Below are 15450 nucleotides of genomic sequence, written 5' to 3'. Positions count from 1 at the left end.
GGTGACGTGTGGAGCTGACTGATACTAATCGTTCGAGGACTTAACCAAAATAGATTACTCGTTCTTCTTGTTTTCTTCTTACAACATTATCTAGTTTTGAGGGTGCAAAAACCTCAATCAAATAGTCTGGTGGCGATGGCGAGAAGGTCACACCCGTTCCCATACCGAACACGGAAGTTAAGCTTCTCAGCGCCGATGGTAGTTGGGGGTTTCCCCCTGTGAGAGTAGGACGCCGCCGGGCTGTTTGAACAATTTAATGGATTAATTATTATTATCGACGCGGGGTGGAGCAGCCCGGTAGCTCGTCGGGCTCATAACCCGAAGGTCGCAGGTTCAAATCCTGCCCCCGCAATAATCCATCTTTTACTACATATTGGTCCCGTGGTGTAGCGGTTAACATGCCTGCCTGTCACGCAGGAGATCGCCGGTTCGATCCCGGTCGGGACCGCCATTTTTATAGTTTGGTAGTTTTTCAGGACGAAACAGGGTTTCGTTTTTTTTATTGTCTAAATTGGAAAAATAGCTGGTTTTTTTGCTCGTCTTTGATAAATCGTGTAAACTACATATAGAATCTTCATCCTTAGGAGGCTTCCTAAGGTTTTTTTATCTTTTAAAGGATGTTTTACTTAGATAAGTGTCTGGCTCCAAAGCTAGTCGGGGCTGACCAAGGTGCTTGCGCTTTTTATTAAAAAATTGACTGTTAGTTAGGTGATATATATGGCGACTTATCAATACATTTCAGAACAGCCTGAAGACACAAAGGGTTTTGCCAAGAGGCTGTCTGGTCTTCTTCAAGCGGGAGATGTCATTGCCCTTGAAGGGGATTTAGGTGCGGGTAAGACGACTTTTACAAAAGGTCTTGCCGAAGGTTTGGGCATCACCAGGAATGTGAACAGCCCGACGTTTACCATCATCAAGGAGTACCAGGGAAGGCTGCCGTTGTACCATATGGATGTCTACCGTGTCGAGGATGCGTTTGAAGATCTTGGTTTTGAAGAATACTTTGAAGGTAATGGTGTGACGGTTGTGGAATGGGCTCATTTGATTAAAGCCCAGCTGCCTGAAGAGCTATTGCTTCTTCAATTATTTCTTGATGAAAATGGGGCTAGAAGAATCGTTGCTGAGCCGAAGGGCAGTCGGTATGAAGAATTGTGTAAGGAGATTTTTTAAATGAAGGTATTATCGATTGATACGTCCAATTATGTTTTGGGTATTGGTTTGCTTGATGGCGAGACTGTTTTGGGCGAGTATATTTCCAATATAAAAAAGAATCATTCTGTTCGGGTCATGCCGGCGATCCAGACATTGATGGAAGAATGCAACATAAAGCCAGCAGACCTATCAAAGATTGTAGTCGCTGAAGGACCTGGATCGTACACGGGTGTCCGTATCGGCGTGACGATTGCGAAGACCATGGCCTGGACCTTGAAGATTCCGCTGTCAGGTGTCTCGAGTCTTCAGGTGGCTGCAGCATCGGCAGGACGTTATTTTGACGGGTATGTTTCTCCTTTCTTTGATGCAAGGAGAGGACAGATTTATACAGGTTTATATAAATTCGAAGATCAAAAGTTGCAGGCGGTAAAAAAGGATCAGCTTGTCATGTCAGCCGATTGGGTAAAAACATTGAATGAGTTGGACAGCAGGGTTTTGTTCACGAGCAATGATTTGAAACTTCATGAAGAGGTCATTAGGGAAGAGCTTGGTGACAAAGCTGTCTTGGCAGAGATTACGGAGCTGAACCCTAGACCGGCAGAGCTTGCATTATTGGGACGGGATAAAGAGGCTGTTGACCTTCATACATTCGTCCCAAATTATATCCGCCTGGCAGAAGCAGAGGCTAATTGGCTGAAAGCACAAGAGACTAAACAATAAGTGGGAAGAGAAAATGAATAAGACGATAACGTTCCGCAATATGACGGTTGATGATCTGGATGAAGTGATGGAGGTAGAGCTCAAATCCTTTATTGTTCCATGGAGCAAGGAAGCTTTTTTCAATGAGTTGACGAAGAACCAGTTTGCGCATTATCTGATAGTGGAAGTGGATCAAAGGGTAGTTGGTTACTGTGGAGTATGGATCATCATAGATGAAGCACATATCACAAATATTGCCTTGCTTCCGGAATATAGAGGCATGAAGCTTGGAGAGGCGCTTATGGCAAAGGTCATGGAGCTGGCTCGGGAAATGGGTGCATTTAGGATGACACTTGAAGTCAGGGTCAGCAATGAAAAGGCCCAGAATCTTTATCGCAAGTTTGGTTTCGAAGAAGGGGCTATAAGAAAACAATATTATACTGACAATATGGAAGACGCTATAGTAATGTGGGTGAATTTATAATGACAAAAGACCAATTAATAATGGGAATAGAGACAAGCTGTGATGAGACAGCAGTCGCAATCGTAAAAAATGGACGTGAAATCCTTGCGAATGTCGTTGCCTCCCAGATTGAGAGCCATAAGCGGTTCGGCGGAGTTGTACCTGAAATCGCATCCAGGCATCATGTTGAACAGGTGACGCTTGTGTTAGAGGAAGCATTAGCTCAGGCTAATGTGGATATTAAGGATTTGAATGCTATTGCCGTGACCGAAGGCCCTGGCCTGGTTGGCGCTCTATTAATCGGAGTGAACGCTGCAAAGGCTTTGGCGTTTGCGAATGGCATTCCACTAGTTGGAGTCCATCATATTGCCGGTCATATCTATGCGAACCGGCTTGTGGCGGAGATGAACTTCCCGCTGCTTTCACTTGTCGTGTCTGGCGGACATACTGAGCTCGTTTATATGAAGGAACACGGTCATTTCGAGGTGATTGGCGAGACTCGGGATGATGCAGCCGGTGAAGCCTATGACAAGGTTGCAAGGACATTGCACCTTCCATATCCCGGCGGTCCGCATATCGACCGGCTGGCTCATGAAGGAAAGGCAACAATCAATCTGCCTCGAGCATGGCTGGAGGAAGGTTCCTATGATTTCAGCTTCAGTGGATTGAAGTCAGCTGTGATCAACGTTGTGCATAACGCACAGCAGCGTGGAGAGGAAATCGCACCTGAAGACCTTGCAGCCAGCTTCCAGGAGAGTGTGATTGATGTACTTGTCACTAAAACGCAGAAGGCAGTTAAGGAATACGGAGTAAAACAAGTACTGCTTGCTGGAGGAGTTGCAGCAAATAAAGGATTAAGAGAAAAACTATCCGCAGAATTTACAGGCTCGGATGTGGAAATAGTTATTCCCCCATTGTTTTTATGCACAGACAATGCTGCAATGATTGCCGCGGCAGGAAGCGTTTTATATGAAAAGGGCCAGCGAGCGAATTTAACTTTGAATGGAAATCCAGGTCTGGAGATAACTATCCACAACTAAAGTCGCAAGCAAAAAAATGTTGTCAGACTCTTCTGTGGATATGTTGATGTTTCAGATGCGGAAATGTGCATAATGTGGATAAAAACCGCTGTTTTTGTGGATAATGTGGAAAACTCTCTGGATAAGCTATAAATCAGTCTTTACTATGTGAATAACTATGTGAACAAAAAGTCCCGGTTTTTACTCGGGACTTTTTTTGTGGATTATTTTAGTTCTGTCGTAGAAATTGTCGAAAAAATGATATTTATGTCATTTTAAATTAAAGTAAAAGGATTTTTAGTGCTCAGTCTGGTTTGCTAAAAAACTTTTATAACATAAATTAGAATAATATAGCGCAAATTTACTTTTTATAGCGCAAATCAGGATAATATAGCGCCATTTTATTTTTTATAGCGCAAAACTTAATAATATAGCGAAAATCTCATTTTTATAGCGAATTGGAAATTCCTCAGTTTTTTACCAATTTTTCAGTACAAAAAAATACCGGACACCCTCATGTCCGGTTATTCATCATTAAGCCAGCTCTGTCCACTCATCCATCAGTTCATCGAGTTTCTTTTTTGCGGCTTCAATCTTACTATTGATCTCTCCTGCTTTTTCGTGATCCTGGAAAACCTCTGGATCACAGAGCAATTCTTCGTATTCAGCAACTTCTAATTCCAGCTGTTCAATCTTCGCTTCCACTTCTTCCATGCGGCGTTTGCGCTGGCGTTCGAGTTTTTTCGCTTCTTTGTCCTGCTGATAGGAGGTTTTGTCCTGCTTTGAGTTGTCCACAAAGCTTCCAGATGCTTTGGCGGCCTGTTCTGCCAATGCCTTCAGCTCTTCCTGCTCAAGCTTTTTCTCGACGTAATAATCGTAATCGCCAAGGTATTCAGTTGAACCAGCACGGTCGAGCTCGAGAACCTTTGTCGCGATCCTGTTGATAAAATAGCGGTCATGTGAGACGAACAGGATGGTGCCTGGATAATCAATCAGGGCATTCTCGAGAACTTCCTTGCTGTCCAGGTCAAGGTGGTTTGTCGGCTCGTCCAAAATTAAGAAATTCGAATTCTGCAGCATCAGCTTGGCCAGTGCCAGACGGGCCTTTTCACCACCGCTCAGGGTGGAGACGATTTTTAAGACATCATCACCTGAGAAAAGAAAGTTCCCAAGTACTGTGCGGATTTCTTTTTCAGACTTCAGGGGGTATTCATCCCAAAGTTCATTCAATACCTTTTTATTCGAGCTGAGCTCTGCCTGTTCCTGATCATAGTAGCCGATCGAAACATTGGAACCATATTGAATATTGCCGTTAATCGAGGGCAGTTTCTCAACGATTGTTTTTAGTAAAGTTGATTTTCCAACGCCATTCGGTCCAACCAGTGCCGTACTGTCCCCACGGGAAAGATTGAACGAGATATTTTCAGATACGATGTCATTCTGATAGCCGACAGCAAGTGTATTCACCTTCAGGACATCATTCCCGCTCTGGCGCTCAATTTGGAAGCTGAACGTGGCGGATTTTTCATCACCCTTAGGCCTGTCCATACGGTCGATTTTTTCAAGCTGTTTCCGTCGGCTCTGGGCACGCTTAGTTGTTGATGCCCTGGCCAGGTTACGCTGGATAAAGTCCTGTAGCTTGGAGATCTCATCCTGCTGCTTCTCATACAGTTTCAAATCCCGCTCATAATTCGCGGCTTTCTGCTCTAAATACGAGCTGTAATTGCCAGGAAACTTCGTCAGCTGATGGCGGGAGATTTCATATACCTGGTTCACGACCTTATCAAGGAAGTAGCGGTCATGTGAGACGATCAGGATGGCTCCGCTATAGCCTTGCAAATACTGCTCAAGCCAGGAAAGCGTGTCAATATCCAGGTGGTTCGTCGGTTCATCCAGAATCAGAATATCCGGGCGCGTCAATAATAGCTTCGCCAATGCGAGTCTAGTTTTCTGTCCGCCGCTTAAAGTGGATATCTTTGTGGAATAATCAAAAGAATGGAAGTTCAGGCCGTGAAGGACGGAACGGATATCGGCTTCATATTGGTATCCGCCTTTTTCCTTGAACTGAACCTGCAGCAAGTCATACTCTTTGAGGACTCTGTCGTATTCTGTCTGATTAGACAGGATTCCAGGATCCGACATTTTTTCCTCCAGCCGGCGCAAGTCTTTTTCCATGTTGTGCAGATGATCAAAAACACCCAGCATTTCATCCCAGATGCTTTTCTCGGATTCAAGCCCTGTATTTTGGGCCAGATAGCCAATTGTCGTACCTTTTGGCCGGATGATCTCACCGCCGTCATGTGATTCGTACCCGGCGATGATTTTCAGCAGGGTTGATTTTCCTGCCCCGTTCCGGCCGACAAGCGCTACTCGGTCATTAGTCTGTATTTCAAACTTTATATTCGATAAAATAAGATCAGCAGCAAAATATTTTGATAGCTGATTAACTTGTAATAATATCATTATTTTTCACCTCTATTGCCTTAGAGATAGTGTAACCCAATAATATAGGCACGGCAATATGTGCGCCCTGCTATAGGTCCCATGGTATTAAAATTCCGCTATATTATTGAGAACATTGAAACAAAGTTCACACACAAGTTTGACAAAATAGTGTATCATTTGGTAGAAAGGAGCTTTATTATGGCAGAATTTACGCATTTTAACGAAGAGGGCAGAGCGAAGATGGTCGATGTCAGCGAAAAACCAGAGACGGTCCGTACGGCAGTCGCCCATTCAAGCATAACCGTGAACGAAGATATATATGTGAGAATCACTGAAAATAAAATGAAAAAAGGGGATGTACTTGCTGTCGCGCAGGTAGCAGGCATCATGGCAGCGAAGAAGACGTCTGAAATCATCCCGATGTGCCACCCGATTCCATTGACAGGCATTGACCTTTCATTCGATTGGGAGCAAAATGAAAATGACTATATTTTGAACATCGCCGCAGCTGTAAAAACAAAAGGGAATACAGGTGTGGAAATGGAAGCGCTAACAGCAGCTTCAGCATGTGCGCTGACTGTTTATGATATGTGCAAGGCCGCAGATAAGGGCATGGTGATCGGCAAGACATATCTTGTTGAAAAAACCGGCGGTAAAAACGGTGATTTCAAGAGAGAAGAAAAGTTGAGATAGAAATACGGACAGAGGGTGGAGGATGGAGAATGACGAATGATGCTATGAAGATTCCGCAGGCAACCGCAAAACGTTTGCCACTATATTACCGGTTCTTATTGAACTTGCATTCTTCAGGGAAGCAAAGGGTGTCATCCGCGGAATTAAGTGAAGCGGTAAAAGTGGATTCAGCGACTATCCGAAGGGATTTTTCCTACTTTGGAGCTTTGGGTAAAAAAGGGTACGGGTACAATGTGAATTACCTGCTGACTTTCTTCCGAAAGACACTTGATCAGGATGAACTGACGAAGGTAGCCTTGATTGGAGTCGGGAATCTGGGAACAGCGTTTTTGAATTATAATTTTTCCAAAAACAATAACACGAAGATTGAGATAGCCTTTGATGTTGACCCTGACAAGGTCGGCACGAAGATTGGCGACGTAGCAGTATATCATATGGATGACCTGGACAAGGTTGTCGTCGAGGAAGGAATCCAGGTCGCAATCCTGACTGTTCCTTCAGCAGTAGCACAGCCGATAACAGACCGATTGGTGCAGGCGAATATCAAGGGAATCCTTAATTTCACGCCAGCGAGACTGAATGTGCCGGCGTCCATCAGGATTCATCACATTGATTTGGCGGTTGAACTGCAGTCATTGATTTATTTCTTAAAACATTATCCAACAGATACTGAAACAACTGAATCGGTAGAATAAAAAACAGCTCCTTCACGATGAAGGAGCTATTTTTTCTGTATATTCTTCAGTTTGAAATGGAACATGATCATCCTGATGCCAGAGCCAAAGTCGAACGTGGCAAGGGCTACAAGCAAATAGCTGAAGAATCCCCAGCCTGTCTCATTTACATTCTGGATGGCGAAATAGGTGAATAAGCTGCCTAACAAGATGTAGACAATGCCTGAAAATATAGGCGATTGCTTCATAACTTAAAATCCCCCAATAAAGCTTTGAATTTTCTCTGCTTCTTTTATCATTCTCTCAATGTCTTCCCTAAATACGGATTGAATCAGTACAACCATCGTATTCATTGTAACATGGGCAATGATAGGCACGATGATCCGCTTTGTTTTTACATAAAGGAAAGCAAAGGTGAACCCCATTGCTGAGTACAGGATCACGTGCTCCGGCTCCATATGCGCAAGCGCGAAAATGACGGAGCTGATCAGTCCGGCGAAAAAGAAATTCATTTTCTTATGCAGGCTGCCGAAAATGATTTTTCGGAAGACGATTTCTTCTAAAATTGGGCCGATAATCGAACTGACCAAAATGACAATCGGGAACATTTCAATCAGCTTGATGATTTCCTGTGTATTCTCCGAGCCCATTTCGATCCCAAGCATGTTCTCGATGCTTGCAGCAATCGATTGGGCGAACAGAGCAAGGAATACACCTGCGAATGCCCAGACAGCTGAGCTTGCCGGTGATGAAGCATCACGCAGGTCGGCGCCTGTCCGGCGTTCCTTCCTTAGGAGCAGGAGCACAATCACAAGTGTCAGCGAAAAGCTGATCACGAGCCAGTAGGGAATCGAAAGGGTCTCCATTTCCTCCAGGCTTTTTCCCATTGCGGCTCCGATAAAGGCAACAATCGGGATACCGATCAAGCTTGAAAGCTGCATGGCGATATAGGCGATAATGACGTACCAGTATTCCTTTTTCAATATGATAATCTCCTTCTATTCGGATCGGTCTATGTGTATGCCATAAAAGCAATTATAAGAATGCTATCTATCCATTTTACTAGTAATCATCGGGAAAGTTCAAATATCAGGGTGTCTCGTGAATATTTTGGTTAAAATTCCTGTGAACTGGCATACTCTTTATGGTGGTCTTTTTTAGCCGGGCTTCCCACGGATATGCGAAAAATAGTACATGCTGTCGAAGGGAAAGAGGCTGGATTTAAATGCTAAAATTTATAAAAAAATTAGGCTTCACGCTTGCAAAAAAAATGGAGATTCATTATTATATAAATTGTGTTAGCACTCTATTGAGGCGAGTGCTAATAAAAAATAATCTACATATAATTTGAGGAGGTTGTTTCACTTGATCAAGCCACTAGGAGATCGCATTATTATCGAGCTTGTTGAGTCTGAAGAAAAAACTGCAAGCGGTATCGTTTTACCCGACACAGCGAAAGAAAAACCTCAAGAAGGTAAAGTCGTAGCTGTTGGAACTGGCCGAGTTCTTGAAAGCGGTGAGCGCGTTGCTCTTGAAGTTGCAGTCGGAGACCGCATTATCTTCTCAAAATACGCAGGCACAGAAGTAAAGTACCAGGGAACTGAGTACCTGATCCTACGTGAAAACGACATTCTAGCAGTTGTAGAATAATCACTGCGATTATAGACAGAACGTTAAAATATTAATAATCTGAGGAGGTCTTTTTACAATGGCAAAAGAAATTAAGTTCAGTGAAGAAGCACGCCGCGCGATGCTTCGCGGGGTAGATTCTCTTGCAAATGCAGTAAAAGTAACTCTTGGACCAAAGGGACGCAACGTGGTTCTTGAGAAGAAATTCGGTTCACCTCTTATCACGAATGATGGTGTAACGATCGCAAAAGAAATCGAGCTTGAAGATGCATTCGAAAACATGGGTGCTAAGCTTGTTGCTGAAGTAGCAAGCAAGACAAACGATGTTGCTGGGGACGGAACGACTACTGCAACAGTTCTTGCTCAAGCGATGATCCGCGAAGGTCTTAAGAACGTAACGGCCGGCGCTAACCCAATGGGCATCCGCAAAGGTATGGAAAAGGCTGTTGTTACAGCTGTTGAAGAGTTAAAGGCTATTTCCAAGCCAATAGAAGGCAAAGCTTCGATCGCACAAGTTGCGGCAATCTCTGCTGCTGACGAAGAAGTAGGCCAATTGATTGCAGAAGCAATGGAGCGCGTTGGCAACGACGGCGTTATCACAATCGAAGAATCTAAAGGCTTCACTACAGAATTGGACGTTGTTGAAGGTATGCAGTTCGACCGCGGATATGCATCTCCTTACATGGTAACTGATTCTGACAAAATGGAAGCAGTTCTTGAAAATCCATATATCCTGATCACTGACAAGAAGATCGGCAATATCCAGGAAATCCTTCCTGTTCTTGAGCAGGTTGTCCAGCAAGGCAAGCCATTATTGATCGTTGCTGAAGATGTGGAAGGTGAAGCACTTGCTACATTAGTAGTCAACAAGCTTCGCGGAACATTCAACGCAGTAGCTGTCAAGGCTCCTGGCTTTGGTGACCGCCGTAAGGCTATGCTTGAAGACATCGCTGCATTGACTGGCGGTGAAGTGATCACTGAAGAGCTTGGCCGTGAACTTAAGTCTGCTACAATCACATCACTTGGACGCGCTTCTAAAGTTGTGGTTACAAAAGAAAACACAACAGTGGTTGAAGGTGCTGGAGACAGCGCTGCAATCGAAAGCCGCGTAAACCAGATCCGTGTTCAAATGGAAGAAACAACTTCTGAATTTGATCGTGAAAAGCTGCAAGAGCGCCTTGCTAAGCTAGCTGGCGGTGTTGCAGTCATCAAGGTTGGTGCTGCTACTGAAACTGAATTGAAAGAACGCAAGCTTCGCATTGAAGATGCCCTTAACTCAACTCGCGCTGCAGTTGAAGAAGGAATCGTATCAGGCGGAGGCGTAGCGCTTCTTAACGTATACAACAAAGTGGCTGGAATCCAGGCTGAAGGCGACGAAGCTACTGGCGTGAACATCGTCCTTCGCGCTATGGAAGAACCAGTTCGCCAAATTGCTCACAACGCTGGCCTTGAAGGATCAGTCATCGTTGAGCGCCTGAAGCGCGAAGAAGTAGGCACAGGCTTCAACGCTGCAACTGGCGAGTGGGTAAACATGATCGAATCCGGTATCGTGGACCCAACTAAAGTGACTCGTTATGCACTTCAAAACGCAGCATCCGTATCTGCAATGTTCTTGACTACTGAAGCAGTAGTTGCCGACATTCCAGAAGAAGGCGGCGGCGGAATGCCTGACATGAGCGGCATGGGCGGCATGGGCGGAATGATGTAATAAGCCGCTTTACGCCTTGATCTATAAGGGTCTTAAAGCGATTTGCTAACATAATGAAAAATGAAAGAAGCTTCTCATAAGTTGACCAAACTTGTGGGAAGCTTCTTTTTTCGTTTCTTGCGTGACATAAAGGTACTAGAATAGTAACGAAAGTTTGGTACCTTCTCTACTTTTTACCCCTTCAAATTAATTACACTTCTTAACTGCATAAATTTCATTTAACCATTTAGGATTCGTAAGCGAACAATTCATACAAACATTCTTGCTATTTATTTTGCATAGAAAATATCTTATTCAATTTAAAAAAAATTAAATTTAATATTTACATCCGGCAGAAATCCAACTATAATGAATGTAAGTAGTTACTAACATTACTAATTTTGTTATAGTCTTTTGGGTAACTACTAGATCAATATTGATGCTAACTAACAAATACTTTATAACTGGGGTGAATAATATATGAAAAAAATAAATACAGATGTATGCATAGTAGGATCAGGGCCTTCAGGAGCTTTGCTTGGCTTATTATTAGCAAAACAAGGACACGAGGTAATATTATTAGAGAAATTCTCTAACTTTGACCGTGATTATCGAGGTGAAATTCTGCAGCCGTCTACTTTACAGTTACTCGACAAAATAAACTTACTTGAATATATTCTTGAACAACCCCACAAGAAAATTGCACAAGGGGGGATACACTTTAAAGGTAATAGAATTATGGAATTTAAAATGAATGATATATCTCAAGAATATCCCTATGCCATTCAAATGGCTCAATCAACATTTATCCAAGCCTTGTTAGTTGAAGCAAAAAAACACCCAAATTTTAAAATGTATTTCAACTCTAATATTAAAACAATTCTTAGAGATGAAGATAATCATATAAATGGGGTGTCCGGTACCATTGAAAAAGAACCAAATGAGATCTATGCTAATGTAACTGTTGGTAGTGACGGAAGACAATCAACTATAAGAAAACAAACATCATTTAAGGCTACTAATGAACACCATCGCAGTAATTTGGTTTGGTTCACTATAGATTGGCCATCACACTTGCCTCATGAGTTAATGTATATGTTTACAGGGAAGAATAATTTATTCATGATTCCAAAGTATCCAGACAAAATGCAAATAGGATATACATTTACCAAAGAGCAGCAGGCCAGGGTAAAAGAAAATAACTATCAAGAAATTAGGAGCCTCGTAATTGAACAATTTCCAGAGTTAAAAGAGCAAGTAGAGAATTCCAAACAGTTTGTTAAGCTACAAGTCATTTCTTTAACATTGGAACATTGGGCAACGGATGGATTAGTCTTAGTCGGAGATGCTGCACACGTTATGACCCCCATTGGAGTCATTGGTATCAATGTTGCTTTAGCTGATTCTATTGTTGCTGCGGATGTTATACATGAAGCATTATTGGAGAAAGATTATTCAAAATACAAATTGTCAGAGATTGAAAAGAAAAGGAAACCGGAAGCAGACCAACTTCAAAAATTACAGATTAAAGTAGAATCATTGATTTTTACTACCAATCCTGTTGTATCTAATATAAGGCCTTATTTGGTGCAATTCATATCAAAAACACCTTTAGTTAATCTATTAATGAAAAAGTTTTTCTTTCCGGTGAATCAAGAGAAGAAGGCAGGGTAAAACCACAATTTTATTTAGATTTATTGTTAGTTAGTGCTAACATATAAAAGTCAGGAGGGATTGCGGATGGCAGGCAACAGTTCATGCGAAAGGTTCAGATGTTATTAGAATGCTTTTATCCGGATGTTAATGGAAAATTCAGCTGGAGAAATAAATTTGCCGACCACTTTTTCTAACAGCTAAAAAAATGTACAAGGGTATTGGCTTATAAATAGGGGAGAATGCCGCCCTAGATATTTTGGAAAGGGGTTATTATATTGGGCGAAGTCTCACTAAATGGTGATTTAAGCAGAAGCAAGGCGAAATATTTTGAAGCTCAGCGTTCGGGTGATAATAAAGCTATGAATCAAGCTAAGGAAGAAGCAATGAAAATAATGAATGAATACAAAAGAATCCCTGATAAAGATAAAGTTGAAGTAAGTGACCAGGCATTAACTAAATATAAGAATTCAATTAAATAATTTATAACCCAAAAATAAAATTTAAAGATACAGGGAAAGAACGATATTGATTTCACTTTAGCTATCGAAATTACATTAATTATTACAAGTCTTCAGTTGATCTTGAAATTAAAATTTGATACATGGGATAAAATGTTTAAGAACAATTAAATACTGACTGGCAAAGAATGAAAAACCATCATAAATTCGTTGGTGTCTACCTTAATTTTAAGCGGTCCAAAGCGGGCCGCTTATTTTTAGTTTTTAAAATACTTGATATAAATCGCTTTATCATCATTTTGTTCGTGTGTATCGTGGTTGTTGTTAATTTGTAGATTACAGATGTATTAATAAGCAATTATGTTACAGAACATATTCATAACAACAAGCGGAGAAATCAATGGTTGTCTCCGGACAGTTGCGAAATCATCAAATGGAAAGCTCGATTTTGACGGAAATAAAGTATATGAACTATTTGCGTACCAACAGTTTGCAGGAAGGTTTTACGCAGATTCATTAGATTTTATACAGAATAGATTAAAATGGAACGGCTCCATGTTTGTATTGGACGATCAGGATTTTGCGGTTTTTGATTCACAAGGTGTATAAACGGCAAATTCATCTTAAAATTGTGTTTTTCACAGTTAGATAAATAACGGGAATGTTGAGAAAAGGGAAAGGGGTATTAGCTCCTTTCTTTTTTCTTTGCTGTTGTTATAAAAGGTTCCTTCTCTAGTTGGGTGGAAAAAGCGTTAATCAATCTTTTGTAAAAATGGCTGTTTTCCCATTGATTGTTGCTTTTCGAACATGTTTAAAAATCGGGGGTATAAAAGGGATCGGGCTCTTTTCGAGAAGACTTCTGAATATAGATAGCTTTAGAACTCATAAAAATTCAGGTGCCGTTTTTTACTTTTGGTTGAGAAAGCAAAAAATTTTACGAAAAGAGCCTTAACAAAAGAGGACCATCATTAATGTCTAAACGAATTAAGATTGTGTTATTACGGTTTATTAAGAGAGTGAAGAATAATAAAATGGTTTCTTCCTACTATCCCTAGATGAGTAAAAAGTCTGAAAATTTCACCAGTGCCCAAACGTATAACTTATTAGAGAAAAGGAATGAAGGAAGCAGCATGGGATGAATGAAAATATTTCCTTTTCAACACTAAAAATAGATCTGTATGCCTATAAAACTTAACATTTGAAATCAATCCGACAAAATCCAACAAAATCCAACAGCTAGAATATTTTTAATTAAAAATAAAAGCATGAAAAATTACCTATGGAAAAATCTTAGATTCAAGATGTTTCTGGGAAAATAATCACTGGAGTGAGTTGGTTTGTCAAGGGTATTATTTGACGGTTTAGTGAACAAGTGATAGTAAATATATAGTAATAAAAATGAGAAGTTCCAAATAAATGGGTTTAATGAATCATAAAACTGGAAATAAACAAATAAATATTTCCATAATTTTCATATCGAGAAAAAGAGAAAAATCTTAAAGATTGAGCAAGAGAAGGGGAGAAAGAAATGAAGAGGATTGCAGCACTAATTTTCGGCATTGCTATAGCGGCTCTATCCACTGGTTGTTCTAATCAGGGTGCGGCTGAGAAAGAAAGCAGTGAGCCGGTAAAGCAGGAGGAGAAGAAAGAGAAAGAGGAAGCTGCAGAAAAGGTTGATTATCCCGAAGCTGCAATGACAGGTGAAGAAATCGTCAACCAGCTAATTGGAGAAAAGATGGCAGAGGCAGCTTCCAAGGCAGGAAAGGCGGAAGAAGATTCTATAAGCGACATGGACAAATTGATGGCGGAATTCCAAACGAAAGAGCAATCTGACCAGGAGATTTTAAATGGACTGATTCACTGGTTTGGCATGGATTATACAGGAGTGTACCAAAACCTTGTAAACTATGAACCTGATTATGGTGATTATGACATTGCCGGCGAAAAACAAAAAACCAAGAATATTGCTATACATATCGATTCAAGCGGAAGTATGAACGGGCAGGTTTCAGGCGGAGTAAAAATGGATTTAGCCAAAAATGCCGTCAAAAAATTTGCGGCCGGATTTCCGGATGAGACGCCGATCACCTTACGTACCTATGGACATAAGGGAACAGGAGATGACAAAGATAAACAGCTATCCTGTTCAAGTACAGAGGTCATGTATGAAACCAATACTTATAATGAACAAAACTTCAGCGCTGCGCTGAATAAGTTTAAGCCAAGCGGCTGGACGCCAATAGCAGCCTCCATAAAAGCCGGATATGACGACTTAAAAACAAAGGCAGCTGAAAATACAGAAAATATTCTTTATGTTGTGAGTGACGGGATTGAAACATGTGATGGTGACCCAGTTGAAGAAGCTAGAAAGCTCGCAAACTCTGATTTGCAGGTCAAGGTCAATATCATTGGCTTTAATGTGGATGATGAAGGACAGAGGCAGCTTAAAGCGGCAGCTCAAGCAGGAAATGGCCAATACTATACAGTCAACTCAAAGGTAGAACTGGAAAACACAATAAACAAACTGATGGGTGAAGCGATGTCTTCCATTGAGAAAAATATCTCTAAAGCATCCAGCAAAACAGAGATCAACTTCAGGACCGCAGACTTAAAGCAGCAGGTCGGAGGAATCAGGCGTGATTTCATGGATGTTGCAGACTCGGAAAGAATGCTGTTAGGAGATGCATTATCGGAACTGCAGAAGCAGGAAAAAATTAAACCCGAAGACAGAGACGCCATCTATGATTTGATTAAAATCCGATATGAGGAGTTAAACAGTTTCAGTGAATCCCTGATGGAACAAGCAAAAGAAAAAGTAGACAAAAGACGCCAGGAATTAATCGACCAGATTAATGCCAGCTGATGAGAGAAGAGA

General features: G+C 41.5%; 15 protein-coding genes, 2 tRNA genes and 1 rRNA gene. 15 read left to right on the top strand and 3 right to left on the bottom strand.

What is annotated here, in order from left to right:
• Window positions 1–125: 125 nt before the first annotated feature.
• From rrf to tsaD, 7 genes are all read left to right on the top strand, one after another.
• Window positions 126–241 (top strand): 5S ribosomal RNA (rrf, locus tag J7E37_RS13140).
• Between the two features lie 37 nt (window positions 242–278).
• Window positions 279–352, top strand: a tRNA-Met gene (locus tag J7E37_RS13135).
• A 23-nt stretch (window positions 353–375) separates the two neighbouring features.
• Window positions 376–451 (top strand) — tRNA-Asp (locus J7E37_RS13130).
• Window positions 452–717: 266 nt separating this feature from the next.
• Window positions 718–1170, top strand: coding sequence for a tRNA (adenosine(37)-N6)-threonylcarbamoyltransferase complex ATPase subunit type 1 TsaE (gene tsaE, locus J7E37_RS13125; RefSeq protein ID WP_214782534.1), 453 nt, complete (start codon window positions 718–720; stop codon window positions 1168–1170).
• Entirely contained in the window at window positions 1171–1872 is a 702-nt protein-coding gene (tsaB, locus tag J7E37_RS13120; RefSeq protein ID WP_214782531.1) for a tRNA (adenosine(37)-N6)-threonylcarbamoyltransferase complex dimerization subunit type 1 TsaB, read from the top strand.
• A gap of 13 nt (window positions 1873–1885) precedes the next feature.
• On the top strand, window positions 1886–2335 hold the full coding sequence (gene rimI, locus J7E37_RS13115) for a ribosomal protein S18-alanine N-acetyltransferase (RefSeq protein WP_215024346.1): 450 nt from the start codon (window positions 1886–1888) through the stop codon (window positions 2333–2335).
• Window positions 2335–3354 carry a tRNA (adenosine(37)-N6)-threonylcarbamoyltransferase complex transferase subunit TsaD gene (gene tsaD, locus J7E37_RS13110; RefSeq protein ID WP_215024344.1) on the top strand — a complete coding sequence of 340 codons (1020 nt, stop codon included), beginning with the start codon at window positions 2335–2337 and terminating at the stop codon, window positions 3352–3354. Before rimI ends, tsaD begins: the two co-directional genes overlap by 1 nt.
• A 513-nt stretch (window positions 3355–3867) precedes the next feature.
• Here the strand turns inward: tsaD and J7E37_RS13105 are convergent.
• Window positions 3868–5796, bottom strand: coding sequence for an ABC-F family ATP-binding cassette domain-containing protein (locus tag J7E37_RS13105; RefSeq protein ID WP_215024342.1), 1929 nt, complete (start codon window positions 5794–5796; stop codon window positions 3868–3870).
• Window positions 5797–5976: 180 nt separating this feature from the next.
• On the opposite strand from J7E37_RS13105, the gene moaC reads away from it, so the two are divergent.
• Window positions 5977–6471: a cyclic pyranopterin monophosphate synthase MoaC gene (gene moaC / locus J7E37_RS13100; protein ID WP_215024340.1), complete on the top strand. Its 495-nt coding sequence runs from the start codon at window positions 5977–5979 to the stop codon at window positions 6469–6471.
• Between the two features lie 29 nt (window positions 6472–6500).
• Window positions 6501–7166, top strand: coding sequence for a redox-sensing transcriptional repressor Rex (locus tag J7E37_RS13095; protein WP_214782518.1), 666 nt, complete (start codon window positions 6501–6503; stop codon window positions 7164–7166).
• A gap of 26 nt (window positions 7167–7192) precedes the next feature.
• On the opposite strand, the gene J7E37_RS13090 is transcribed toward J7E37_RS13095, so the two are convergent.
• The gene (locus J7E37_RS13090; RefSeq protein WP_215024338.1) at window positions 7193–7393 is read right to left on the bottom strand and encodes a YdiK family protein; all 201 of its coding nucleotides are present in this window, start codon (window positions 7391–7393) and stop codon (window positions 7193–7195) included.
• A 3-nt stretch (window positions 7394–7396) separates the two neighbouring features.
• On the bottom strand, window positions 7397–8128 hold the full coding sequence (locus J7E37_RS13085) for a CPBP family intramembrane glutamic endopeptidase (protein ID WP_214782514.1): 732 nt from the start codon (window positions 8126–8128) through the stop codon (window positions 7397–7399).
• Window positions 8129–8510: 382 nt separating this feature from the next.
• On the opposite strand from J7E37_RS13085, the gene groES reads away from it, so the two are divergent.
• From groES to J7E37_RS13055, 6 genes are all read left to right on the top strand, one after another.
• A complete protein-coding gene (groES, locus tag J7E37_RS13080) occupies window positions 8511–8795 on the top strand; it encodes a co-chaperone GroES (RefSeq protein WP_214782512.1) in 285 nt (94 codons plus the stop codon).
• A 58-nt stretch (window positions 8796–8853) separates the two neighbouring features.
• A complete protein-coding gene (groL, locus tag J7E37_RS13075; RefSeq protein WP_214782510.1) occupies window positions 8854–10482 on the top strand; it encodes a chaperonin GroEL in 1629 nt (542 codons plus the stop codon).
• A 459-nt stretch (window positions 10483–10941) separates the two neighbouring features.
• Complete coding sequence (locus tag J7E37_RS13070; protein WP_215024336.1) at window positions 10942–12135, top strand: FAD-dependent monooxygenase; 1194 nt, start codon at window positions 10942–10944, stop codon at window positions 12133–12135.
• Window positions 12136–12392: 257 nt separating this feature from the next.
• A complete protein-coding gene (locus J7E37_RS13065; protein ID WP_215024334.1) occupies window positions 12393–12596 on the top strand; it encodes a hypothetical protein in 204 nt (67 codons plus the stop codon).
• Window positions 12597–12935: 339 nt separating this feature from the next.
• Complete coding sequence (locus J7E37_RS13060; protein ID WP_215024332.1) at window positions 12936–13184, top strand: hypothetical protein; 249 nt, start codon at window positions 12936–12938, stop codon at window positions 13182–13184.
• Window positions 13185–14103: 919 nt separating this feature from the next.
• Window positions 14104–15438 (top strand): VWA domain-containing protein, encoded by a 1335-nt coding sequence (locus J7E37_RS13055; protein WP_215024330.1) that lies wholly within the window; start codon window positions 14104–14106, stop codon window positions 15436–15438.
• Window positions 15439–15450: the final 12 nt, after the last annotated feature.

The organism is Bacillus sp. ISL-39 (genome assembly GCF_018613295.1).
Classification (GTDB): Bacteria; Bacillota; Bacilli; order Bacillales; family Cytobacillaceae; genus Mesobacillus.
This window is presented reverse-complemented; position numbering and strand designations above follow the sequence as displayed.

Coding starts and splice junctions, on each gene's coding strand:
- tsaE (WP_214782534.1), top strand. CDS start 718: ATGGCGACTTATCAATACATTTCAGAACAGCCTGAAGACACAAAGGGT.
- tsaB (WP_214782531.1), top strand. CDS start 1,171: ATGAAGGTATTATCGATTGATACGTCCAATTATGTTTTGGGTATTGGT.
- rimI (WP_215024346.1), top strand. CDS start 1,886: ATGAATAAGACGATAACGTTCCGCAATATGACGGTTGATGATCTGGAT.
- tsaD (WP_215024344.1), top strand. CDS start 2,335: ATGACAAAAGACCAATTAATAATGGGAATAGAGACAAGCTGTGATGAG.
- J7E37_RS13105 (WP_215024342.1), bottom strand. CDS start 5,796: ATGATATTATTACAAGTTAATCAGCTATCAAAATATTTTGCTGCTGAT.
- moaC (WP_215024340.1), top strand. CDS start 5,977: ATGGCAGAATTTACGCATTTTAACGAAGAGGGCAGAGCGAAGATGGTC.
- J7E37_RS13095 (WP_214782518.1), top strand. CDS start 6,501: ATGACGAATGATGCTATGAAGATTCCGCAGGCAACCGCAAAACGTTTG.
- J7E37_RS13090 (WP_215024338.1), bottom strand. CDS start 7,393: ATGAAGCAATCGCCTATATTTTCAGGCATTGTCTACATCTTGTTAGGC.
- groL (WP_214782510.1), top strand. CDS start 8,854: ATGGCAAAAGAAATTAAGTTCAGTGAAGAAGCACGCCGCGCGATGCTT.
- J7E37_RS13070 (WP_215024336.1), top strand. CDS start 10,942: ATGAAAAAAATAAATACAGATGTATGCATAGTAGGATCAGGGCCTTCA.
- J7E37_RS13060 (WP_215024332.1), top strand. CDS start 12,936: ATGTTACAGAACATATTCATAACAACAAGCGGAGAAATCAATGGTTGT.
- J7E37_RS13055 (WP_215024330.1), top strand. CDS start 14,104: ATGAAGAGGATTGCAGCACTAATTTTCGGCATTGCTATAGCGGCTCTA.